Here is a 21,923-nt window from a genome sequence, read left to right on the forward strand (position 1 = left end):
CGGTGGGCCGGCGGGTCGGGGGACCTGTTCGGGATCGCGGGGCGGGCGCGGATCCTCCGCGCCCGCCTTGCCGTGCTACCGGGCCGACCAAGTGGGGCAGCCCCTCTCGGCGTCGGGGGACGCCGTGATCGATGGCTACGCGTGGCAGGATGCCTCGGTGCGTCCTCGGCTGTTCCTCCTTTCCGCTGCTGCGCTGAGCTCTGCCGTCCATGTGGCGGGTGTCCTGACGGCTCGTCCGATCTGGCGTTACGCCGAGGTGCTGAGCATCGTTCTGCTCCTTGCCTGTGCCATGGTCAGCCGATCGCCGGGACCTCGCTGGGCGATCGGGGTGGGCCTCACGGTCCTGCTTGTGCACGCGGCCCGGACGGTGCCGGAGGCCCGGGACAGCGGTGGCGGTGGCTGGAAGGTGCTCGTACCCGGCTCGGGCTTCGACACACCGTCCGCGTTCGAATCGGGTCTGTCCCTCTGCTGGCCGTCGTTGACCGCGGTGTTGGGGCTACTCATCGCCTGGCGCCGCGGTGGGTGGCGCCTACCGACGGCCGTGCCGGCTGTCGCGGGGGCACTGCTGGTCATCGGGTACGCGGTCGTCCGTATCGTTGGTACTGGACGTGCCGTTGCTGCTGAACCTTCACGAGCGTCCGGCACCGGCGTGGCCGACGTGATGATGGCCGCCCTGCCGCCCCTGGTTCTCGGGATTACCGCGTTGGCACTCGCCTCGGCGCTCGCAGGTCACCGTCGACGGCTCGCCTCGCTCGGCGCGGCGTTGTTGGCACTCATGGCGCTCCTTTTGATCGACGCCTGCGTTGCCACGGTCCCGATGCCCCTGTACGTGGGTGACGCCTACGCCGTGTTCGCCTGGGATGCCATCACGCCAACGCTGTCCATGCCGCAACCGATGCCGGCGCTCACGGCGGCTGTCGAACTGACCGCGTACCTGCTGCTCGTCGCGGGCCTGACAAATTCACACGGACCGGCGAGTGTCGGGAACGGAGGGTGGCGGACCCGTCGCGTTGGCCTACCCGAGTAGCGTCGCCGCCGCGGCCAGGGTGGCCAGTGACAGCGTCGTGGTCACCACCACCGCCCGATTGGCCACCGCCTCGCCGAAGCCGTACTCCTGACCGAAGATGAACGTGTTCTGCGCTGTCGGCAGGCCCGCGCACACCACCACGGCGAGCAACTGGGGCGCGGACAGGTGCAAGGCCAGCCCGGCCGCGTACGCGATGACCGGCTGTGCGACGAGCTTCAGCGCGGTGATCAGGGCCAGCTCAGCCAGCTCGGTCGGCTCTGCCGGCGACGGCGCCGGGCGGTGCAGCGACGCGCCGAGCGCGACGAGGGCGGCCGGAACCGCGGCGCCCGACAGCAGGGTGAGCGACACGCCGGCCGCCGATGGCAGATGCAGGCCCGCGGCCGAGCACGCGACGCCGAGCAGCGACGCCAGGATCACCGGGTTGCGTACCGGCAGGGTGGCGATACGGCGGACCCTTATCCGCCCGGCCGGGTCGCTGTGCCGGTCCAGGGCGACCAGGATGACGGGCGTCACCACCAGCACCTGCAGCAGCACCACCTCCGCCAGGAACGACACGTCGCCGAGGACCTGCGTTGCGATCGGAATGCCGAGGTTCGCCGAGTTCACGTACCCGGCGGCCATGCCCCAGATCGGCCGTTCGCCGGGCTCGCGACCGAACAGCCAGCTCGCGCCCACCCAGCCGAACCCGACGACCGCGGTGGTGCTCAGCCCAAAGGCGAGCAGTGAACGGCCGTCGAACCCGGAGAGCGGCATTCGGGACAGGGCCAGGAACAGGGCGGCTGGCATCGCAAGGTGGAACACGAACCGACCGAGCACCGACGCCCCAGCCTCGCCCAGCAGGCCCCAACGACAGGCCGCGTAACCGAGCGCGGTGAGGATCCAGATCGGCACGAACGCCGACACCAGGTTCATCCGGGTGTCACCGACGGGCTGGTGTCGCGCCGGTTGTCAGACACATCGACGCGTCCAGGGCACGGCCACCTGGTCGCCAGCTCAGGCGTAGCCGTCCGGCTCGGTGTAGCCGTGTCTGAGCAGCGCGGTCCGGAGCTGGTTCTGCCACGTCTTCTCATCGGCTTCGCGCCATTGGTGCTGGCGTGCGCATTGCCAGTTTGGCGGCGGTTCCTCGGGGACGAGACACCCGCCGAGCGCAAGGTCGCCGTCGGCAGCGGCCTTTCTGGCCTCCGGGGCCGGTAGGCCGAAGAGCAGTGGGACGCCCGTCGTGTGGCATTCGGGGCAGGTTGGATTCACCTCGCCACGGTACCGACCCGGCGGCGTCCACGCGCGCGGGCCGCGGCACGTCGAGCTGCACCGGCCGGCACCACGCCGCCCTCCTCACCTCACCAGGCACCACGCCTGGCAAGGCAGGTCGAATGAGGACCCCGTGGTCCAGGAAAAGAATTGCAGGCTGCTGGTCATCCTGTTCTCGGCATCCGCTCATTCAGGCTGGCGGCGCGCGTGCCCGTATTTCACTGGCAGGTCGACGCGACATGAGGTCAAATGGACTTCCGGGTCCTACTATTCTTGTAATATCCGACCCGCGCCGCTGGATACACTTGACCGATGGGCGACGAGCAGGTGGCTGCGCCAACGAAGCAGCGGAGGATCAGTCAGCGGGGTGCCGCGACGCGAGAGCGGATCCTCGAGGCGGCCAACCGGCTGATGTTCGTCCGCGGAGTGAACGCGACGACCCTCGACGACGTCCGCGAGGCAAGCCAGACGAGCAAGTCCCAGCTCTATCACCACTTCGCCGACAAGCAGGAGTTGGTGCGCGCGTTGGTCAGATACCGAGGCGCGCTTGTGCTTCAGCGCGAGCGTGGCGGGCTTGAACGACTGAGGTCGTTCTCGGGGCTGGTCCGTTGGCGTAACGCGCTTGTCCAGGCCAACTCGCTGAACAACGGCAGACACGGGTGTGGTCTCGGGTCGATGGCCATCGAGTTGTCCGACCAAGATGAGCAGGCTCGATCGATGCTGTCGGAGACGTTCGCGGCATGGGAAAAACTGATAAGTGATGGTTTGCACCGCATGCGGGACAGCGGTGCACTGCGTCCGGACGCCGACCCGGAAAAGCTGGCCACGGGGTTGATGGCAGCACTGCAGGGGGGCTACCTGCTGGCGAACGCCGCGCACGACGTCGCACCCATGGAAGTTGCTCTGGACATGGCGCTGGACCACATCAAATCGTTCCTCGTGAAACCGTCCGGCGAGCCGACCCGCTGAGGTTCCCGTTACGGCCGACCAGCCAGACCGCTTGCTGTCCGCCGAGTTCTCACTGACGAACGCGGATGACCGTCTTTCCGGTGGTTCGTTCGAGCGGACCGGAGGCGACGACGTCGTCGAGGGCCTGGACGCTGCTGATGTTTGTCCGGAGTCGTCCATCCCGCACCCGCTGGACGACCTCACCCAGTTGAGCCCGATCGGGCACGACGACGAAGTCGACAGCCAGGCCGTCGGCGGGCCGCGCCTCCGGCGGCCCGACGACGGACACCAGCGTTCCTCCGGTTCGAACCAGGCCTGCGGACCGCTTCCCGATGTCGCCGCCGATGACATCGAACGCCAGATCGACTCCGCCGACATCTTCGAGGACATCGTTCTCGAGGTCGACGAACTCGTGTGCGCCGAAGTCGAGCGCCGTCTGGCGGTGGGCAGCGCGCCCGGTGCCGATCACGTGGGCGCCGGCCTCACGCGCGAGCTGCGTCACCATCGAACCGACTGCGCCGGCCGCTCCGTGCACGAGGACACTCTGCCCCGCCTGGAGGCGGCCGTGTTCGAACAGGCCCTGCCACGCGGTCAGACCCGAGATCGGCAGGCTCGCGCCCACCGCGAAGTCCACGTCGCCGGGCAGCGGGGCGAGGTTACGCGCCTCGACGGCCACGAACTCCGCCAGGGTGCCGTCACGATGCCAGTCCGTGAGGCCGAACACCCGCTGTCCCACCGACAGTCCCGTCGTGCCATAGCCGAGAGCGGTGACCACTCCGGCCAGCTCGTGCCCGGGGATCGACGGCGTCCGGTCGCGGCCGAGGCGATCGGTCCAGGTCGAGGGCCACGCCAGCTCTGTCGGGACGAATCCCGACGCATGAACCTGAACGACTACGTCATTGAGCGCCGCGGCCGGCTCGGGCCGCTCCGTCAGCGTCATCCCGGCCATTCCCGCGGCCTGATCCGTCACTACAATCGCCAACATTCGGCGCCTCCCTGTATCCGGTCCCCGTTCGCGCGGTCACGAGGTGCACGTTTCGTTTCACAAGCATGTGCGGCGCCAAGCCTCGGTGTCCCACCACGCCGATCGGTAGCGGTTGTGGCGCGAGGGTCTCGAGGAACGAGCGCGATAGCGCATCGTCGGCAAGGCGAGGTTGGGGTCGAGGCCGCGCTGGCGCGGTCCCCGTCGTCACGTTCGAGGGTCAGTCGCGGCCGGTCGTGGCGCCGCCCCCGGCGACGATCTGGCGGGTCGTGGCGAGCCCATGTCGCTGCTGCCGTCGACGATCACTTTACGGCCCTCGGAACTCTCACTCGTGACAGTTGGTCCTCTCCTCACCGAAGCGCCACGCCCCGAACCTAGTCGCGATGGAACTGGTCGGTCAAGTCCAAGTCTTGGGCCGAGTCGGTGCTACTGTGGTGGTGGTCTTCCCCAGTAAAAGCCCATTTTGTCACCATCGAACCGGCTGCTCGCCGCCAGCTTACCTGGACTAGATGGTCCATCAAAGGCGGCGGCTGGGTCGGGAGTGGCGTTGTCGAGAGCGAGGATTCCGGCCACGGGATGGTCCGCACCCGGGCCCGCTCTCGGCACGAGGGTCACGGCGTTGCGGTTCATACACCTCGACGACCTGGCGAGCGCAGGGTACGGCGAAATACGCACGTTTTTCACGAGTGACAGCGACACTGACAGCGACGACAAGTAAGGAGACGACGTGACCACCGAGAAGGTGATTCTCGCCGGCGGCTGCTTCTGGGGCATGGAGGAGCTCTTCCGCCACCAGCCCGGCATCGTGTCCACGCGCGTCGGCTACAGCGGCGGCGACGTCCCGAACGCCACCTACCGCAACCACGGCACCCACGCGGAGTCCATTGAGGTTGTCTACGACACCGAGAAGACCGACTTCCGTACGCTGCTCGAGTTCTTCTTCCAGATCCACGACCCCTCGACGAAGAACCGCCAGGGCAACGACATCGGCATCAGCTACCGCTCGGCCATCTTCTACAACAGCGACGAGCAGAAGCGGGTCGCCGAGGACACGATCGCCGACGTCGACGCCTCGGGCCTGTGGCCCGGCAAGGTCGTTACCGAGGTCACCCCTGCCGGCGACTTCTGGGAAGCCGAGCCCGAGCACCAGAACTATCTGCAGACCTACCCCGACGGCTACACCTGCCACTTCCCCCGCCCCGGGTGGAAGCTCCCGAAGCGGTCGGCGGCCTGACACTCCCGGCGCGCGGATCCCGGGTCCGCGCGCCGGCGTTCCGCCAGGTGCGCCGGCAAGGACGTCCCTACCGCTGGTGCTGTCGATGTCGCCTACGGGAGGTCATCTCTTGGGTACCAGGATCCAGAACGTCCGACTCGACGCCACGTCCAACGAACAACTCATGGCGCTGGCGAACGCCGGTGCCGCAGCCTTCGGCCATACCGCCGCACTCCAGGTGGAACGGACCTTGGCCCAGCTTCTGCGACTACGCGTCGCGCAGATCAACAACTGCAGCTACTGCCTTCTGGTGCACCACGCCGCCGCCAGTACCGCCGACATCCCGCCGTCCAAGGTCGAGACCCTCACCGCGTGGTGGGAAACGCATCTGTTCTCCGAGGAGGAGCGAGCCGCGCTGGCCTACGCCGAGGTGTTGACCCGAGCCGCCGACGCCACAGTCAACAACCGCCTCCAGGAAGCCCACGACAGGATGACCACGCACTTCACGGAGGGCGAGATACTGGAGATCGTGGGGATTGTGATCAACATGAACATCTGGACGAGACTCAAGCTCGCCGAGGGTGCCATGCCCACAACGGCGCCCGCCGCATGAATTGAAACGCCGCCCTGTCGTCGCGGCAGGTTGGCACCCGTCCTGCCGACATCTCGACCCGCACTGGTGGCCCGATGATCTGTGGAGCCCAGGATCCGCACCGGCGCCGAGCTTTCGTGACGGCCGAGCAGTCGGTGCGCGTCCTTGCCCTGCAGTCTCACCTGCGTCGCATTATCTCGTACAGCGCCGTGCCCCCACCTCGGTCACATTGATCAGGCCCCACCCTGCGTGGCTGAGGTGATCGGCCACGGCGAGTGCCTGGCTGATGCTGGCCCCGCCGGCCGCATAGGCGGCCGCTGCACGGTGCCGGTGAGGCTGGAGACGTCTCGTAATTCCGGGTGAGATTCGCAGCCGGATGCGACTCTGGGGGCATGACGGGTCCAGCCCAGGATGACACCGAGGTGGCATACATGCGGGAGGTCACCGCGTTGACCAGGAGCCTCCTCGACGCCGAGGATCCTTACGAGGTGGCGCTGGACATCCACGGGGTTTCTGCGCATGCGTCGTTGGAGGTGGAGTCAGCCGGCTTCGTGTGGCTCATCTGGGGCGATCTGACCGACCGGGTGGAGCTCAACCCTGACGAGCATGAGCAGGCCGCAGCCGAGATGGTCCGGGCGGCACGGGAGTGGCTGTCGCTGGACCTTGCCGATCGTGAGGCGGTGGCCAGGTATCTGGACTACTGGGTGCACGACGTGTGCGGCTACGCCAGGCGGACCGGCACGGGGGCCGACTGATTTGCGAGAACTCTGCTGAGCGGTACCTCGTTATCCGTGCGTCTGTCTGGTAGGGACGCCCGGCAGGATGCCAGGGGTGCAGGCGTTCACGCGACGACCCTCAGGACGTAGATCGACAAACCGCTGTGGACCGTGGTGCCTCGTCGTTCCAGACGTCGTCACACCGTCTTGCTCGCCCAGTAATCCCGTTCGGGCAGGAGAACCCACTGGTCGGCGGGGCCGGTGATGCATCGGGCGTCGGCCGGGCGCAGGCCTACGAACGCGCACGCGTATTGGAGGGCCTGCAGAGGGTAGAGGTAGCTGAGCAGGACCATCTGGCTGGTGTCTCCGCTCCACGCGGCACCGCCAGGGTGCAGGTCCCAGCCGATCATCTCCCCATCGCGGTGGATGCTGCCCTGGTTACCGCTCTTCGGGTTCGCGTAAAGGCCGTAGGCGACGGTGCCGACGGACAGCAGCCGACCGACCAGGGGTGTCTGCGGCTGGTATCCCCACGGTTGGGTGATCACACAGCCGCCAGGCACGTCGGTGATACCGACGAGCAGCAGATCGTTCGTCTCCGAAAGCCATTCCCAGTCGTGCTCGTCGTCCGGCTCGGGCTCCTCTTCGACATCGACGCCGTAGTGGGCGAGCAACTCGTCCTCGGTCATCGGGGTGCCGTCGAGCCGGCGGATCGCCTCGGTCACGTCGACTCCCGCGACGCAGAGGAGCCCGGTCCCGTCGTAGTAGTTGACCTGCAAACGTTCGCCAAGCTCACCGGCCAACGCGACGGCTTCCCGCTCGGCCGGGCTCAGCTCGACACCGGCAGGGGCGGTGCCGAACAGGTCGGGTTCGGGCCCCGCGAGGTTCAGCCGACCGGGTGACCAACCGGCCATCATCGGTCGCCACGGGTCCGCACCAGCGGCAGCCAGAACCTTGGCGTTGTCGTGCCGCCGCGAGTGAACCGCAAGCCACAGTGGGGACCGGCCGTCGTACAGGACATCGATATCGGATGCTGCGGCGGCCATCGCCGCCACAACCGCGGGTGACGAGTGCTCCGCCGCGACGTGCAGTGCCGAGTCGTGCCCGAGCGGCATGCAGGGGTCGGCTCCCGCCGCCAATCGCGCCAGCACCTCATCCTCGCCGCGACCACCCCACAGCCGCACCCCATCCCAGTCCGCCATGACCCGCCCTCCCCGTCGTCTGTCAACGCGCGCGACGCTAGATGGCGCATACGACACCCTGCAAGAGAGTGCCGACAGCCTCGCAGAGCCAAAGCAGATGGAGCTGCACAGCGCCCTTTCCGCGCAGGCACCCCTGAGGATTGTCCCGGTGGCGCTGAAACGCCCCCGCCGGCCGAGGTACGCCTGGTGACGGTTCCTGGCCGAGCAGGACCTGACCACTCCCGGCGGGCAGGAGGACGGATGAGCGTGTAGTTGCCGAGCGGGCGGGTGCTGGTGCGGTCGAGGCAAATTCTTCTGTGCCCTCGGAGAGGGCCGGGGTGCGGAAGCGCAACCCCGGGCCCTCTCCGGTCTGCTCCGCCCGTCTGGCGCGGAGGAGGGGTCTCTCAGGTCACCCGCAGCGTTGACCGTTGAGGGTGAAGGCGGCTGGTGCCGGATTATTGCCGCTCCACGTGCCGTTGAAGCCGATGCTCGTGGACGCGCCGGGGGCGAGGTTGCCGTTCCAACCCATGCTGTCCGCGGTGACGCTCGTTCCGGTCTGTTTCCAGGTGGCCGACCAGCCCTGGCCGACCTTCTGGCCGCTGGTGGGGAAGTCGAAGGCGAGTTTCCACCCGTCGATCGCGGTGGCACCGGTGTTCTTGATCGTCACGCTGGCGGTGAAGCCGCCCGGCCAACTGGTCGCCGTGTAGCCGACAGTGCAGCCGGCGGTCGGGGCGGTGGGCGCGGTCCGCACGGTCAGGCCGGGCGAGGCCGCCGAGACGTTGCCCGCCGCGTCGCGGGCGGTTACCACGAAGGTGTACGGGGTGTCCGGGGTCAGCCCGGTCACTGTGTACGTGGTGCCGGTGGCGCTGCCCACCTTCACCGTTCCGGTGGTGTCGACCCGGTGCACGTCGTAGCCGGTGACGGCGGTGTCGTCGGTGGACGGCGTCCAGGCCAGCGTGACGCTGTCGCCGGTGATCGTGCCGGCGGTCGGCTTGCCCGGGGCGGTCGGCGCCTGGGTGTCGCCGGGCGTGGTGCCGCGCGGCAGCACCAGGTGGGTGATCGAGTTGGCCGGGAAGGTGGCCGTGAGGCCGCTGGCGGTCACCGGCTGGTCGGCCTCCCGGACGACGCCCGCAAGGTCGGCCCCGCTGTAGCGGTAGACCTGGGCGGTGCTGGCGGAGGCGCCGGTGAGGGCGATCGGGCTGGTCAGGTCGTCGCCGGTCTTGTTGACGACGACCACTGTGAGCGCCTTGTCGGCCCTTCGCTCGGCGGCGTACACGGCCAGTTTGCCCTGGTCGGCGCTTGTCGCCTGGACGGAGGTCTCGCCGAACGCCCCGCCCTTGCCGTCGTAGTTGCGGTAGACGCGGAAGGCGTTGGCCACCGGCTGGTCGGCGGTGGGCGCGGTCCAGAGGGTGGCCAGGTCGAGCCCCTCGCGGCCGAAGATGCCGAGCACGTCCGCCTGGGCGAGCGCGCCGTTGAGCGACCCGTAGCCGCCCCAGTTGTACTCGGTCATCGCGATCTTCGTGCCCGGGTAGTGCTTGTCCACCAGCTCGCGCAGCCGCGGAATGTACCGGACCGGCTGGTTGATCCAGCTCTCGTCCACGTAGGTCGGATCCCAGAGCTGGCGGGTCGAGCGCAGTCGCAGCGCCTGGGTGTTGGCGTCGCCAGCCGCGTCGCCCAACACGCCGGACTGCTGCGGGTAGAGGTGGACGTCGAAGTAGTCGAGGATGCGGGTGCCGTGCTGCTGCTCGTACTCGCGCATCCGGTCCAGGTACCACGGGCCGAGATCCTGGCCGCCGTGCGCGGCCTTGTCCGGTGGGTTGGACCAACAGCCGGTGCGTGAGCAGGTGTCCTGGTCGAGGCCCGAATAGAAGATCGAGTTTAGGCCCCAGCCGACCGGCCCGAGCGTCTTCGCACCGGGGTCGGCGGCCTTGATCGCGGCGGCGTACTCGTAGGTGCGGTCGCGTAGCTCGTCGTAGCCCAGCCCGGCCGGGCGGACGTCGCGGTGCGTGGAGTGCCACAGGTCCGGCTCGTTGTCCAGGTTGTAGAACTGGACCCCGCCGTCGGCGGCGGCGCCGAACTGCCCCTTGAGGTGGTTGACGAAGTCCGTGACGTACTCCGGACCGACGGCGATGCTGGTGTCCTTCGGATCGTTGCCGGTGACCGGTGACCCGTCGGGCTTCTTGCCGTTGCCGCAGTCCGGTGCCCACTGGTCGGTGGACTCCTGCGGGCCGTACTTGGCGACGCTGAAGCCACACGCCCGCGACCGGTCCTTGGCGATCCAGCCGAGCATCGGCACCGTCATGACCGTGGCGGCGCCGGTGGCCTTGTTCCGCTGCACGAACCGGTCGGTCTCCGAGCCGTTCGGGAGATCGGCCGGAGCCGGGTTGTCGTTGGGGATGTTCTCGAAATACCAGTCGGCCGCGCGGTTGGTGGTGTCGGCACGGAAGTTGTAGCGGGTGGTGGCGTTGCCGCCGTAGCGGTGCACCGGCAGCCGCAGATCACGGGCGAGGGCCTCGTCGGCGAAGTTCATGCCGTAGATGTACGGGCTGATCTGGTGCCGGGCGGCCGTGGTGTCGACGGTCAGCGCCGGGCCGGCCACGGCCAGGGCGGGCTCCGGCAGGGCCAGACCGCCGAGGGCCGTGGCGAGCACGACCGGGAGTAGAGCGGTGGTGGGACGCACGAGCATTCCTTCCGGATAGGAGGCTCGTCGATGGGAGCGCTTCCAAAGGATTGCGCTTTCCGGACTTCCCGTCAACGCCCGAAGGCCACTTGTGGATCAATCCGAGCCGAGCGATCTGCCGCAGGGGGCGGCTCGTTGCGCAATGGTTCAGCGACCACGTTGCCGGCCACGACGGTCCTGGCCTCGGCCGGGTGGTCACGAGCGCGGGTGCCCCCGGCGAGCACAATGGCCTCGGCGCGCAGCCCGACACGCCAGTGGAGCCAGACCCGGATGACGTGCCGTCGGGGCGCCACCTGGCGCGATGGGTATGGTCGAGCCCGCCACTGCGGCAGCAGGCGGCTCCCCAGATTCGCAGCCGTCGGGCTGGCAGCTCGCTTACACGCCCAGACCTCCCAAGACCGTCACTTCCTGGCTGGTGAACTCACCCGTCAGCATCGGCATGGCCTTGGCGATCGCCGCCTTGGTCTCGGGGAGCTGCAACGAGGCGTCGTGCCTTTCCTTGCTCTGCCACACCTCACTCACCCAGATCGTCACGTCGTCGGTGTCCGAGACGCTCACCACATACAGATCGCATCCGACCTCGCGTAAGGCATCGGTGCCGCTCAGCAGGATGTCCACGACGTCATCCCGGTGGCCGGGCTTGGCTTTCATCGATCCGATGTAGCCGTAGGACACAGCGACTCCTTCAGGCGGCGGCGAGCCGATCGCATACGTCCGACGAGCGACTCGCAAGGGGGCGATTTCTGCCGAGTCGAGCATACTGATCTATCGCTGGCGCGGGCGGCGAGCGCGGGCGGGACGAGCAGCTTTGCCGGTCGGACGCCGAGGTCAAAGACGAAAGCGTTTTCCCACGTGGGAACCTCCGAGTAATTGGGGGAGCATCTGATCCGCGAGCGGCGTGGGTACGTGGTACGACTGCTCCAGCAACAAGCCGACGAAGCGGACGGGCTGGTGATGACCAATAGCGTGACCAGTCTGCTGCGTAAACGTGAGAGTCCCCAGCGGCCGACCTTTCTGGAACTCTTCTTCGACCTCGTGTTCGTCTTCGCGCTCACCCGGATCGTGCACGAGTTGGTGCTGGACTACACCAGGGATCACGTTGCGGAGAGGCTGACCACGTCCCTTGCGGAGAACGGTGAGACTCTGCTGTTGTTCCTGGCGGTCTGGTGGATCTGGACCCAGACGGCATGGGTGACGAGCAAATTCGATCCGTTTCAGCCGGCAATCCAGTTCGTGGTCCTCGCGACGATGTACGGGAGCCTGCTCCTGGCGGTCGCGATTTCGGGCGCTCTGGCCGATACCGGCCTGCTCTTCGCGAGCACCTACGTCGCGATCCAGGTGGGCCGCACCCTCTTCTTCGCGCTCATCGTGCGAGGTCACAACCTCCGCCGGGTCAACATGCTGGCGCTCGTCTGGTTCGGCGCGTCGGCCGTGCCGTGGCTCGCCGGAGCTTTCGCACCGGAGGTGACGCGCAACTCACTGTGGACGCTGGCTCTGGCCATCGACTACCTGGGAGCCAGGCTCGGCTGGCCGGTCCCGGGAATTGGTCGCTCACGGGTGTCCCCGTGGTCCGGCGCGGGCGAGCACCTGGCCGAACGCTACTGGCAGCTCGTCATCGTCGCGCTCGGTGAGACGATCCTGACGTCCGGATCGAGCCTTCTGCGCGGCCCGATCGTGCCGGAACGGACAATGGCCCTCACCGTGTCGTTCCTCATCACTGTGTTGCTGTGGCGGATCTACTTCTATCGAGCCGGCCAGATCCTGGGCGAGGCGATCGCGGTGTCCGCCGACCCCGGCCGCGTCGGCCGGCTCGCCGAGTTCGCACACCTGCTCATGGTGGCCGGCATCCTCGCTGCCTCCGCCGGCTCCGAACTCACTCTGATAGATCCCACCGGAGACGCCAGACCCGCCTGGGTCGGGGCCATCCTCGGTGGGCCCGCGCTCTTCCTCGCCGGGCGCTCGCTGTTCGAGTACGCGGCTTTCGCCCGGGTGTCCCGTCCACGGCCGATCGGGATCCTCGTCCTCGCGGCCATGGCGCCGGTGATGGTCGGCCGACCGCCACTCGTTGTCGCTCTGGCTGCTGTCGTCGTCCTGCTCGGCATCGCCGTCTCGGACACGATCCGCGCTCACGGACGCCCCCTGGAGCAGGCCTCGCCGCCAGGCTGACCTGTGCCCGGGGCCGTCCACCGCCAACGCGCCGCACAGGGAGGCCGGCAGTCAGTCGCGTTGCAGGCCGGCGAAGATCACCGCGAGCGTACGGGCCTGCAGCTGCTCATCCCATCCCCCGTGCAAGGCCCCTTGGCAGACGCTGGCAAGGAGCGCCATCACTTCGGGTAGCCCTACCGGGGCGGCGACGGCTCCGGTGGCTCGGGCCTGTTCCAGTAGCCGACCCACCGCCTCCTCCAGATGGCCGACCGCCTCGGGCAGCCGGATGGTCACCCCGGATCCGGCAAGCAGGTCGACGACTGTCTTCTTCGCCGCGGCCTGCGCCACCATGTGGGCGAAGAAGGCGAACAGGTCGCGCTGCCCGGCCTCCTCGACGAGTTGTCCCAGCAGTCGCTTCATGATCGCAGCCAGCAGGTCGTCCTTCGTGGGGAAGTGGCGGAAGACCGTGCCGATGGCGACGCCGGCCCTGCGGGCCACCTCCTCGGTGGAGCCTCGGGAGCCGAACTCGGCGAAGACGGCCTCGGCGGCGTCCAGGATGCGTGCTCGGTTGCGCTGCGCGTCAGCGCGCAACGGCGGACCCTCTACCAAAATGAGTCTCCACTCACTATTGTCGACGCAAGTCGAGTGCTGACTCATTATCGGGGGGAGACGACTGTGACACCAAGAGCGATCTTCGAGAGCATGCGCACGCAGTGGCTCGCGAACCAGCCCACCTACGAGGCCGACCTGCTCGCCGACGACGTGGTCATCGAGACACCGTTCGCCGCGCCGGGTCGCCCTACCCGTACCGAGGGGAAGCAGCGGGTGCTGGAGTACACGCGGGGGAGTCGAGCAATGTTCCCGGTCCGATTCGACGACTGCCGCAACGTGGTCGTGCACGAGACCACCGACCCCGAGGTGATCGTGGTCGAGTACGAACTCGTCGGCACTCACGCCGAGACCGGGGTGACCGCCGCGGCGCCGTTCGTCGGGGTGCTGCGAACGCGGGACGGCAAACTGGCCCACTGGCGCGAATACCAGCACACTCTCGCCATCGCCCAAGCCGTCGGCCAGGCATAGGCCCGGATCCGATCAGGCTGTAGAGGGCGACCCTGAGACACCAGCACGGGACCGATGACCGACGCCGCACCCGCATGACGTGCACTCGATGATCCGACCTGTGTTCCTGGACGTCGCTGAAACCGCCGCAGTCCTGCTGTGCGAACCGGTGGTCGCCGCACTTTGACGGGCAGATGGAGGTCAGCGCCTCCGCTCGGGCCGCGTGGCCCATGCCGCAGCGACGGCGCAGAGCCCGAGGCAGGCGAACAGGCAACCCAGCGCGCCACCCAGCAGCATGACCCCGGCCGCGATGCCTTCCACGGGCGTCAGCGTAGGCGGCCGGTTGCTGTGTCACCGCAACGGGCAGTCGGGCACCGTGTGGCGCTACGACCACCCGTCGGCGCCCGGCTCGACCCGACCGAGCGCCGACGGGGGACCGTACGACCCTTCTGAGCACCTACTCCTTCACACCGATGTCGTCGATCGGAGGGACGCTGAGCAGCCGACGGACGGGCCACACGGTGGTTGCCAACGCCAGCAGTGTCGTGCCGCCGAGCACCGCCACCCACCCAAGCGGCGGGACGTACGGGATCGGGCTGCCGGTCAGTCCGTTGACGATCGCGCTCAGGGTCAGCGCCGCGATCGTCGCGCCGATCAGCACCGCGGTGCCGAGCAGCCCGGCCTGTTCGGCCTGGACCATCGCCCGAATCTGGCGGCGGGTGACCCCGACCAGTTGAAGTAACGCCAACTCACGGCGGCGGGCCAGTGCGGCCATCACCATCGTGGTGGCCGCCGCCAGCGCCGCGTACCCCACCATCACGCCGATCAGCAGCCGGTTCAGCCAGGCGCCGAGGGCCAGATCGGTGCTGATCAGACGCGTACGGGTGGCGGCGTCGACAACCTCGGCCCCGGGTCGTCCGGCCGACCACGCGGCCAACGCGCTGTCGGCCTCCGGGCCGGCGCGGACCAGGACCTCGTCGACGGTGTTCCCGTCCGTGTGCCCGGCGACCGTCTCGGCAGCCAGTGTGACGTCGCCGAAGCCGAGGCCACGGCCGTAGACGGCGACGACGTCCAACGTGACAGGCGTACCGTCGCCCAGCCAGAGTTCCACCTTGTCGCCGACGTCCCAGCCGGACGAGGACGCCTGCGTCGCGGACACGGCGACAGTTCCCGCGCGCAGGTCGGCCAGGTTGCCCTCGCGCACGTCCAGGTCCATCGTCGACGTGCTGCCCGCCGGGTCGACCGACTGAGCGCCGACCGGTTCGATGCCGCCGAGCGCGCGCACCACCACCTGCGTACGGCGCACGCCGGTGGCCGCCCGCACCCCGGGCAACTCGCGGATCTCCCGTGCCGCGTCGGCCGGTAGCCCACCCGGAGCGACGAGCACCCGCTCGGCGAGGGTTCCCGTGCTGCTCTGCGTGGTGGTCTGCCGTTCCAGGTTGGTCTGCAGGAACCACACCGAGCCGCCGAAGCCCACCGACAGCACGAGGGCGATCAGGACGGTCGCCATGCCCTGCGCGTTGGCCCGCAGGTTGGCCGCGGCCAGGTAGCCGCTGACCCGCCACACCCGCGGCAACAACGGTGTGAGCAGGCGTGCCGCGTACGCGTTGATCCTCGGTGCGAGCAGCGCCACCGCGATGACGAACAGGTACAGCATGCCGACCGCACCGGCCAGCGCCCCGGTCGACCCGGCGGCGCCGAGCGTGAACGCCCCGGAGGTGCCGGCCGCGGCGAGCGTCAGCACACCGGCGATGAGCCGCACCCGGCCGCTACGTCGAGGCTCGACGGCGATCTCGCCGAGCGCCTCGATCGGCTTGATCCCGGTGACCCGGCGCGCGGCGACCAACGCGGCGAGCACCGCCACGAGGACCGCCGTACCGACAGCGGGCGGCACCGCGAACAGGCCACCGACCATCGGGAAGCCGGCCGGTACGAACCCCCGCCCGACCAGTTCGCCGTGCACCCAGCGCGCCGCCAGCAGGCCGGCCGGGCCGCCGATCGCGGAGCCGACCAGGGCGAGCAGCGCGGCTTCGGCGATCAGCATGCGACGCACCTGCCCCGGCGTGGCCGCTACCGCGCGCAGCAACGCCAGGTCACGTCGACGGTGCCGGACGGACAGCCCGATCGTGCCGGCCACCACGAAGACGATCAGCAGGACGACGTACCCCCCGAATGCTGATCCGGCCTCGACCAGCAACGTCCGGGCGGCCTGGTTCTCCGACTGCTCGACGGTCCCACGGTCTTTCCCGACGTACGCGGTGGCGCCGGCCGCCGACGCGATCTCGCGTACCGCGTCGAGGTCGGCACCGGGCGTCATCCGCACGCCGATCGCATCCACGCGGCCCGGGTGGGCGGACAACCGGGCGGCCTGCGCGTCGGTGAAGAACACCGCCGCCGAGCCGGTCTCGGTCGTTCCGCTCACCAGGTACGACCGCCCGACGCCGCCGACGACCAGGTCGATACGGTCGCCGGGTGCCACGCCGAGCCGGGTGTCGACCAGCACCTGGTCGTCGGCCCGTGGCGCGGCACCCGCGCCGATGGGACGACCGGTGAAGGTGTACGTGTCCCAGCCGTGTCCCACGGCTGCGGGTGAGCCGATCACCAGCTCGTCGTCGCCGGTGACGGCCGTGACGCCTGGCACCTGCCGGATCCGGTCCACCAGCGCCGCGTCCACAGTGCCGCCCTCGGGCAGCGTGACGGTGCTCGTGGTGGTGTCGCCGAACTCCCGGAACGTGTGGCTGACCGTGCGGTTGGCGACGATCACGTCGGCCGTTGCCCAGAGCCGTGGCTCCGCGCGGAAACGCAGCCCGGATTCGACGAGGGTGCCCATCGCCACCAGGATCAGCACGCCGACGATCAGGGCCAGCAGGGTCGCGGTGGCGGGGCCGGAGCGGTGCCGCAGCAAGCGGGCGGCGAGGCTGGTCATCGGAGGACCCGCCGATCCAGCGACGCCAGGTGCTCGGCGATACCAGCGGCGCCGAGCTGCGGAAGGTCGGCGACGATCGCGCCGTCGGCCAACACGAGCACCCGGTCCGCGTACGAGGCGGCGATCGGGTCGTGGGTCACCATCACCACTGTCAGCCCGTGTTCGTCCACCACCGCGCGCAGCAGCGTCAGCACCTCCGTCGCGCTGCGGGAGTCGAGGGCGCCGGTGGGCTCGTCCGAGAAGATCACCTCGGGGCGGGTGGCCAGGGCCCGGGCGATCGCCACCCGCTGCTGCTGGCCGCCGGAGAGCGCGGCCGGCCGGTGGTGCAGGCGGTCGGTGAGGCCGACCCGCTCGACCACCCGGGTCAGCCAGGCCCGGTCCGGACGGACGCCGGCCAGGCGCAGGGGGAGCAGGATGTTCTCCTCGACGGTGAGCGCGCCGATCAGGTTGAACGCCTGGAAGACGAACCCGATCCGGGTGCGCCGCAGCTCGGTCAGCCGGGTCTCGGACAACCCGGACAGGTCGGTGCCTCCGATCACCACCCGACCGGAGGTGGGCCGGTCGAGCCCGGCCGCGGTCTGCAGCAGCGTGCTCTTGCCGGAGCCCGAGGGCCCCATCACCGCGGTGAAGGTGCCCCGGTCGAAGCCGACATCGATGCCCGCGAGCGCGGTCACCTGATCGGGGCCGGTGTCGTACACGCGGGTGAGGCGTTCGACGCGTACCGCCGGTTCGGTTGTCTGTCCCGGATAGTCCGGCATTCTGGTGGCCTCTCTCCGTGTCATCGGCAGGAAATGCGCGCACCAGAAACGCTATTGACGTGGAAGAACGGCAACCATCCCGCGGGCTGCCGGGTTCGGGTACAGCAGGCGCTACCGCCGATCGCCGTTGAGGTAGCGCAGCACGGCGGTGACCCGGCGGTCGGCGCTGTCGTCCGGTGGAAGCTGAAGCTTCGCGAAGATGCTGCGGATGTGCTTGTGCACCGCGCCGTCGGTGACGAACAGCCGCTCGGCGATCGCGCTGTTGCCGAGCCCTTCGGCCATCAGCCCCAGCACCTCACGCTCACGCGGCGACAGCTCGCTCAGCGCCGTGTCCGTCCGGCGGTTGCGGGCGAGCAGTTGCGCCACCACCTCCGGGTCGATCACGCTGCCGCCGTCCGCGACGCGGTGCAGCGCGGTGAGGAACTCCTCGACCCGGCCCACCCGCTCCTTCAACAGGTAACCCAGCCCGACGGCGCCGACCGAGAACAGGTCGGTGGCGAACGCCTGCTCCACGTACGCCGACAGGACCAGCACCGCCAGGCCGGGTCGGCGCCGCCTGGCCTCCACCGCCGCCACGATGCCCTCGTCGGTGTGGGTCGGCGGCATCCGTACGTCCACGATCGCGACGTCCGGCGCGTGCTCGTCGACGGCGACCAGGAACTCGCCCGGAGTGCCTGCCGTGGCGACCACGTCCAGGTCCTCCGCCCGCAGCAGCAGCGCCAAACCCTCGCGCAGCAGCGGGTCGTCCTCGGCGATCACGATCCGCATGGCAGCTCCACGTCCATTCTCGTCGGCCCTCCCGGTGGGCTGGTCAGCGTCATCCGGCCGTCGTACGCCTCGACCCGCCGACGGATGCCGGTGAGTCCGGAGCCGCGGGTCTCGTCCGCGTCGCCGTGCCCGTCGTCCTCGACGCTCACCAGCAGCCGACCGCGTTCGAGGCGTACCGCCACATCCACCCGGCTCGCACCGCTGTGCCGGACGACGTTCGTCAGCGCCTCGGCCACCACGAAGTACGCGGTGGCCTCGACCGAGGCCGCGCAGCGCACCGCCACGTCCACCTCCAGTCGGCAGGGCACCGCGCAACTGCCGGCCAGGCCCGACAGCGCACCGGCGAGACCCCGGTCGTCCAACACCGGTGGCAGGATCCCGCGCACCACCGTCCGCAGCTCGCCGAGTGCCTGTTCGGCAGCATCCTGCGCCTGCCCGAGGATCTCGTCGGCGCGGTCCGGGTTGCGGCGCACCGCCCGGCGTGCGGCGCCCAGCAACACGTTTACCGCTACCAACCGGTTCTGGGTGCCGTCGTGCAGCGACCGCTCGATCCGGCGCAGTTCGACAGCGTGGGCGTCCAGCGCGGCGGCGCGGGTGGCGGTCAGCTCGGCCACCCGCAGCGACAGGTCGACACCCGGCGGGGGAGGGAGCAGCCGTCGACCCGGCCAGGCCTGGAGCCGGGGCAGGACCGGGGTGAGCCAGATCGCGGCGGCCAGCCAGCCCACCCCGAGCACCCCGACCCAGAGCGCGTCGGACAGGCCGTCGATGCGCCACCAGACGATCCCCGGCGCGGCGTCGGGGGGGACCAGCCGGTACCACAGCGGGAAGGTGGCGTCCTGCACGGCATAGAGCGGCAGCGCGAGGCCGACCAGCCCGGTCACCAGGCCGACGAGCGAGTACAGCCCGAGCCAGCCGAGCTCCCGGCGCACGAACGGATCCCGCGTCGCCGCCCGCAACCCGTCCGGCACCGGGCCCGGCGTGGGGATCGGGTCGCCCCAGCGGGACAGCCGGGCGCGCTCGCGGTCGGCCACCGACCGCACCGCCCGCAGCGCACCGGGCGCCGCCAGCAACCCCACCCCGGCCAGGCAGGTCACCGCCACGATCGCCGCCCAGAGCAGCGCGCCCAGCGCCAGCGTGGCGGTGCCCAGCCCTCCGACGAGGTGCTCCAGGGCGTCGACCGAAGCGCGAACCCGGCCCCGCACGTACGCCATCGACCCACCTCCTCCGTCAACATAGGCCACCGCAAGCCCGGCCCGGCAACGCCCGGCGCGGAAGGTACAGCCTGCTGTACCACTGCCGTCGAGCTGGCGGGATCGTCGCCGCCGGGCACCCGACCTAGCGTTGACGGCGTCGAGAAAAGCTCGCCGAAGGAGGCAGTCATGACCGATCCGTACCGCATCGCCGAGGCCCCCGCCGCGGCACCGAAGAAGCCCGGCGGCCTGCTGCGCCCGCTGCTGTGGCTCGCGTTCTTCGTCAGCGCGGCGGCCAACGTGGTGCTGTCGACCGCGGTGGACAACCCGTGGATCAGCTCCGCGTTCGGCCTGGTGGCGCTGATCTGCGCGGGCGCGCTGATCGTGCACCACCGCCGCAACCGCGCGCGGGAGTCGTAGGAACGCAGACCCCACCCACCGCGCTCAGGTGGTCGCTCAGCGGGGGACAGTGGCGTCGTCGTGGGTGGTCATGGTCTCCTGCCGAAGCGGCTCCTCGCGCAGGATCGCGGCGTGCAGCCACGAGTCCGGGATGGCGAAACCGTCGACGAGGGTCCGCATGTGCGGCCGTAGCTCCTTGAGGAGGGAGTTGACGACGCCGGTGATGGCCTTGGCGCGGGCCGGTGTGAAGCGGCCGTGCTCCAGGAACCATCCCTTGTTGGCCTCGATGACGCTGAGCGCGTACAGGTCACAGACCCGGGAGAGCAGCGCCCGGACCGCCGGGTCGGCGGTGTCTTCGATGCCGGCGACGAACGCCTCCAGGGTGATCCGGTCGATGTGCGCGGCGGCCACGCTCAGGACGTGGTCCTGGACGTCGTTGAAGATGTCGAAGGGCCGGTCCTTCTTCGTGGCCGCGCCGTTGCGCAGGCGGCGGACCGCACCGTCGAGGAGGTGCCGCTCGCGGTCCTCGAACACCTTCAGGTGCCAGCCGCGGTCGGTGACGGCGACTTCCTCGTCGCGACCGGGCACGGCGCCGATCAACCGCTCGATGAGGGACCGCGCGGCGGTCCGTTCGAGCACCATCTCGCGGACCTGCTCGGCGACGAAGGAGGCGCGCCCCCAGCCGTCCAGCGAGCCGAACTCGTCCCGGTAGCCGGTGAGCAGTCCCTTCGCCACCAGCTGCAACAGCACCGTGTTGTCGCCCTCGAAGGTGGTGAAGACGTCGGTGTCGGCCTTGAGGCTGGGCAACCGGTTCTCGGCCAGGTAGCCCGCGCCGCCGCACGCCTCGCGGCACATCTGGATGGTGCGGGTCGCGTGCCAGGTCTGCGCGGCCTTGAGACCGGCGGCCCGGGACTCCAGCTCCCGTTGCCGGTGCTCGTCGACCGGCTGGTCGCCGCCCTGCACCTCACTGAGCGCGGCGACCAACTCGGTCTGGGCGAAGTGCAGCGCGTACGTGGTGGCCAGGGCGGGCAGCAGCTTGCGCTGGTGGGCCAGGTAGTCGTTGAGCAGCACCTCCCGCTCCGCGTCGGGTGTGCCGAACTGGCGGCGGATGTCGCCGTAGCGCACCGCGATGGTCAGCGCCGACTTGGTGGCCGCCGACGCGGCGCCGCCCACGCTCACCCGTCCGCGCACCAGGGTGCCGAGCATGGTGAAGAAGCGCCGGGAGTCGTTCTCGATGGGGCTGGAGTACGTCCCGTCCTCGGCGACCTGACCGTAGCGGTCCAGCAGCATGTCCCTCGGCACCTGGACGTGGTCGAAGGTGAGCCGCCCGTTGTCCACGCCGAGCAGGCCGGCCTTGGGCCCGGCGTCGCCGATGCTCACGCCGGGCAGCGGGTTGCCCTGCGCGTCGCGGATCGGCACCAACCACGCGTGTACGCCGTGCCGCTCACCGTTCGTGATCAGCTGCGCGAAGACCACCGCCATCTTCCCGTCCCGGGCGGCGTTGCCGATGTAGTCCTTGCGGGCCGCCTCGTGCGGGGTGTGCAGATCGAAGGTCTGCGTCTGCGGGTCGTACGTGCAGGTGGTGCGCAGTTGCTGGACGTCGGAGCCGTGCCCGGTCTCGGTCATGGCGAAGCAGCCGAAGATCGTGCCCGAGACGATGTCCCGGAGATAGGCGTCGTGGTGCCGTCGGGTGCCGAGGGCCGCGACCGCGCCGCCGAACAGGCCCCACTGCACGCCCGCCTTGACCATCAACGACAGGTCGACCTGCGCCAACATCTCACTGGCGATGATCGAGCCGCCGACGTCGCCGCTGCCGCCGTACTCGGTGGGGAAGGCCGACGCCATACCCAGCTCGGCGGGGAGTTCGCCGAGCAGTCGGGTGATCCGCTCACGCGCCTGGTCACCTGTCTCGCCGTACACCGGGAGGAAACGCTCGTCGAGGTTGTCGCGGTGCGCGGTGCGCACCTTGGCCCACGGCCCGTCGAGCAGTTCCCGCAGGCGAGCGAGGTCGATCTGATCGGACATGGTCCCCCCTCGGCTTGCGGACATATGGGTACAGGCCGTACTCGATCAAGAGTACCGGGGTCGGCGCGC

At 69.7% G+C, this 21,923-nt stretch carries 20 protein-coding genes; 8 read left to right on the forward strand and 12 right to left on the reverse strand.

Features of this window, described 5'->3' with window-relative positions; genetic code table 11:
* Positions 1-157: 157 nt before the first annotated feature.
* Positions 158-1,027, forward strand: coding sequence for a hypothetical protein (locus AB0B85_RS19910; protein WP_357409279.1), 870 nt, complete (start codon positions 158-160; stop codon positions 1,025-1,027).
* On the opposite strand, the gene AB0B85_RS19915 is transcribed toward AB0B85_RS19910, so the two are convergent.
* Positions 1,016-1,939, reverse strand: coding sequence for an AEC family transporter (locus AB0B85_RS19915; protein ID WP_357409281.1), 924 nt, complete (start codon positions 1,937-1,939; stop codon positions 1,016-1,018). The two genes, AB0B85_RS19910 and AB0B85_RS19915, sit on opposite strands and share 12 nt — an antisense overlap.
* Before the next feature lie 81 nt (positions 1,940-2,020).
* A complete protein-coding gene (locus tag AB0B85_RS19920) occupies positions 2,021-2,275 on the reverse strand; it encodes a hypothetical protein (protein ID WP_357409283.1) in 255 nt (84 codons plus the stop codon).
* 312 nt (positions 2,276-2,587) lie between these two features.
* Here AB0B85_RS19920 and AB0B85_RS19925 point away from each other — a divergent pair, with 312 nt between their 5' ends.
* On the forward strand, positions 2,588-3,244 hold the full coding sequence (locus AB0B85_RS19925) for a TetR/AcrR family transcriptional regulator (protein WP_357409284.1): 657 nt from the start codon (positions 2,588-2,590) through the stop codon (positions 3,242-3,244).
* A 49-nt stretch (positions 3,245-3,293) separates the two neighbouring features.
* Here AB0B85_RS19925 and AB0B85_RS19930 read toward each other — a convergent pair whose 3' ends face one another.
* Positions 3,294-4,208, reverse strand: a complete 915-nt coding sequence (locus AB0B85_RS19930; RefSeq protein ID WP_357409286.1) for an NADP-dependent oxidoreductase — start codon at positions 4,206-4,208, stop codon at positions 3,294-3,296.
* A gap of 724 nt (positions 4,209-4,932) precedes the next feature.
* Between AB0B85_RS19930 and msrA the strand changes: the two genes are divergently transcribed.
* From msrA to AB0B85_RS19945, 3 genes are all read left to right on the forward strand, one after another.
* A complete protein-coding gene (msrA, locus tag AB0B85_RS19935) occupies positions 4,933-5,439 on the forward strand; it encodes a peptide-methionine (S)-S-oxide reductase MsrA (RefSeq protein ID WP_357409288.1) in 507 nt (168 codons plus the stop codon).
* Between the two features lie 163 nt (positions 5,440-5,602).
* Positions 5,603-6,031: a carboxymuconolactone decarboxylase family protein gene (locus AB0B85_RS19940; RefSeq protein WP_357409291.1), complete on the forward strand. Its 429-nt coding sequence runs from the start codon at positions 5,603-5,605 to the stop codon at positions 6,029-6,031.
* Positions 6,032-6,402: 371 nt separating this feature from the next.
* Entirely contained in the window at positions 6,403-6,765 is a 363-nt protein-coding gene (locus tag AB0B85_RS19945) for a hypothetical protein (protein ID WP_357409293.1), read from the forward strand.
* 158 nt (positions 6,766-6,923) lie between these two features.
* Here AB0B85_RS19945 and AB0B85_RS19950 read toward each other — a convergent pair whose 3' ends face one another.
* The 3 genes from AB0B85_RS19950 to AB0B85_RS19960 all read right to left on the reverse strand — a co-directional run bounded on the left by AB0B85_RS19950 (position 6,924) and on the right by AB0B85_RS19960 (position 11,259).
* A complete protein-coding gene (locus tag AB0B85_RS19950; protein ID WP_357409295.1) occupies positions 6,924-7,925 on the reverse strand; it encodes an ankyrin repeat domain-containing protein in 1,002 nt (333 codons plus the stop codon).
* 388 nt (positions 7,926-8,313) lie between these two features.
* Entirely contained in the window at positions 8,314-10,584 is a 2,271-nt protein-coding gene (locus AB0B85_RS19955) for a glycoside hydrolase family 44 protein (protein ID WP_357409297.1), read from the reverse strand.
* A gap of 375 nt (positions 10,585-10,959) precedes the next feature.
* The gene (locus tag AB0B85_RS19960; protein WP_357409299.1) at positions 10,960-11,259 is read right to left on the reverse strand and encodes a putative quinol monooxygenase; all 300 of its coding nucleotides are present in this window, start codon (positions 11,257-11,259) and stop codon (positions 10,960-10,962) included.
* Positions 11,260-11,454: 195 nt separating this feature from the next.
* Here AB0B85_RS19960 and AB0B85_RS19965 point away from each other — a divergent pair, with 195 nt between their 5' ends.
* The gene (locus AB0B85_RS19965) at positions 11,455-12,750 is read left to right on the forward strand and encodes a low temperature requirement protein A (RefSeq protein ID WP_357409301.1); all 1,296 of its coding nucleotides are present in this window, start codon (positions 11,455-11,457) and stop codon (positions 12,748-12,750) included.
* A 51-nt stretch (positions 12,751-12,801) separates the two neighbouring features.
* Here AB0B85_RS19965 and AB0B85_RS19970 read toward each other — a convergent pair whose 3' ends face one another.
* A complete protein-coding gene (locus tag AB0B85_RS19970; RefSeq protein ID WP_357409303.1) occupies positions 12,802-13,320 on the reverse strand; it encodes a helix-turn-helix domain-containing protein in 519 nt (172 codons plus the stop codon).
* A gap of 84 nt (positions 13,321-13,404) precedes the next feature.
* Between AB0B85_RS19970 and AB0B85_RS19975 the strand changes: the two genes are divergently transcribed.
* On the forward strand, positions 13,405-13,809 hold the full coding sequence (locus AB0B85_RS19975; RefSeq protein WP_357409305.1) for a nuclear transport factor 2 family protein: 405 nt from the start codon (positions 13,405-13,407) through the stop codon (positions 13,807-13,809).
* Positions 13,810-14,245: 436 nt separating this feature from the next.
* Here AB0B85_RS19975 and AB0B85_RS19980 read toward each other — a convergent pair whose 3' ends face one another.
* The 4 genes from AB0B85_RS19980 to AB0B85_RS19995 form a co-directional block, all read right to left on the reverse strand.
* Complete coding sequence (locus AB0B85_RS19980; protein WP_357409307.1) at positions 14,246-16,714, reverse strand: ABC transporter permease; 2,469 nt, start codon at positions 16,712-16,714, stop codon at positions 14,246-14,248.
* Positions 16,711-17,472 (reverse strand): ABC transporter ATP-binding protein, encoded by a 762-nt coding sequence (locus AB0B85_RS19985; RefSeq protein WP_357409308.1) that lies wholly within the window; start codon positions 17,470-17,472, stop codon positions 16,711-16,713. Before AB0B85_RS19985 ends, AB0B85_RS19980 begins: the two co-directional genes overlap by 4 nt.
* A gap of 111 nt (positions 17,473-17,583) precedes the next feature.
* The gene (locus tag AB0B85_RS19990) at positions 17,584-18,240 is read right to left on the reverse strand and encodes a response regulator transcription factor (RefSeq protein WP_357409310.1); all 657 of its coding nucleotides are present in this window, start codon (positions 18,238-18,240) and stop codon (positions 17,584-17,586) included.
* Positions 18,228-19,451, reverse strand: coding sequence for a sensor domain-containing protein (locus tag AB0B85_RS19995; RefSeq protein ID WP_357409312.1), 1,224 nt, complete (start codon positions 19,449-19,451; stop codon positions 18,228-18,230). The genes AB0B85_RS19990 and AB0B85_RS19995 overlap by 13 nt, the downstream gene beginning before the upstream one ends.
* Before the next feature lie 168 nt (positions 19,452-19,619).
* On the opposite strand from AB0B85_RS19995, the gene AB0B85_RS20000 reads away from it, so the two are divergent.
* A complete protein-coding gene (locus AB0B85_RS20000) occupies positions 19,620-19,850 on the forward strand; it encodes a hypothetical protein (protein ID WP_357409314.1) in 231 nt (76 codons plus the stop codon).
* A 36-nt stretch (positions 19,851-19,886) separates the two neighbouring features.
* Here AB0B85_RS20000 and AB0B85_RS20005 read toward each other — a convergent pair whose 3' ends face one another.
* Positions 19,887-21,854 (reverse strand): acyl-CoA dehydrogenase, encoded by a 1,968-nt coding sequence (locus tag AB0B85_RS20005; RefSeq protein ID WP_357409316.1) that lies wholly within the window; start codon positions 21,852-21,854, stop codon positions 19,887-19,889.
* Positions 21,855-21,923: the final 69 nt, after the last annotated feature.

This window comes from Micromonospora sp. NPDC049044 (assembly GCF_040649215.1).
Classification (GTDB): Bacteria; Actinomycetota; Actinomycetes; order Mycobacteriales; family Micromonosporaceae; genus Micromonospora.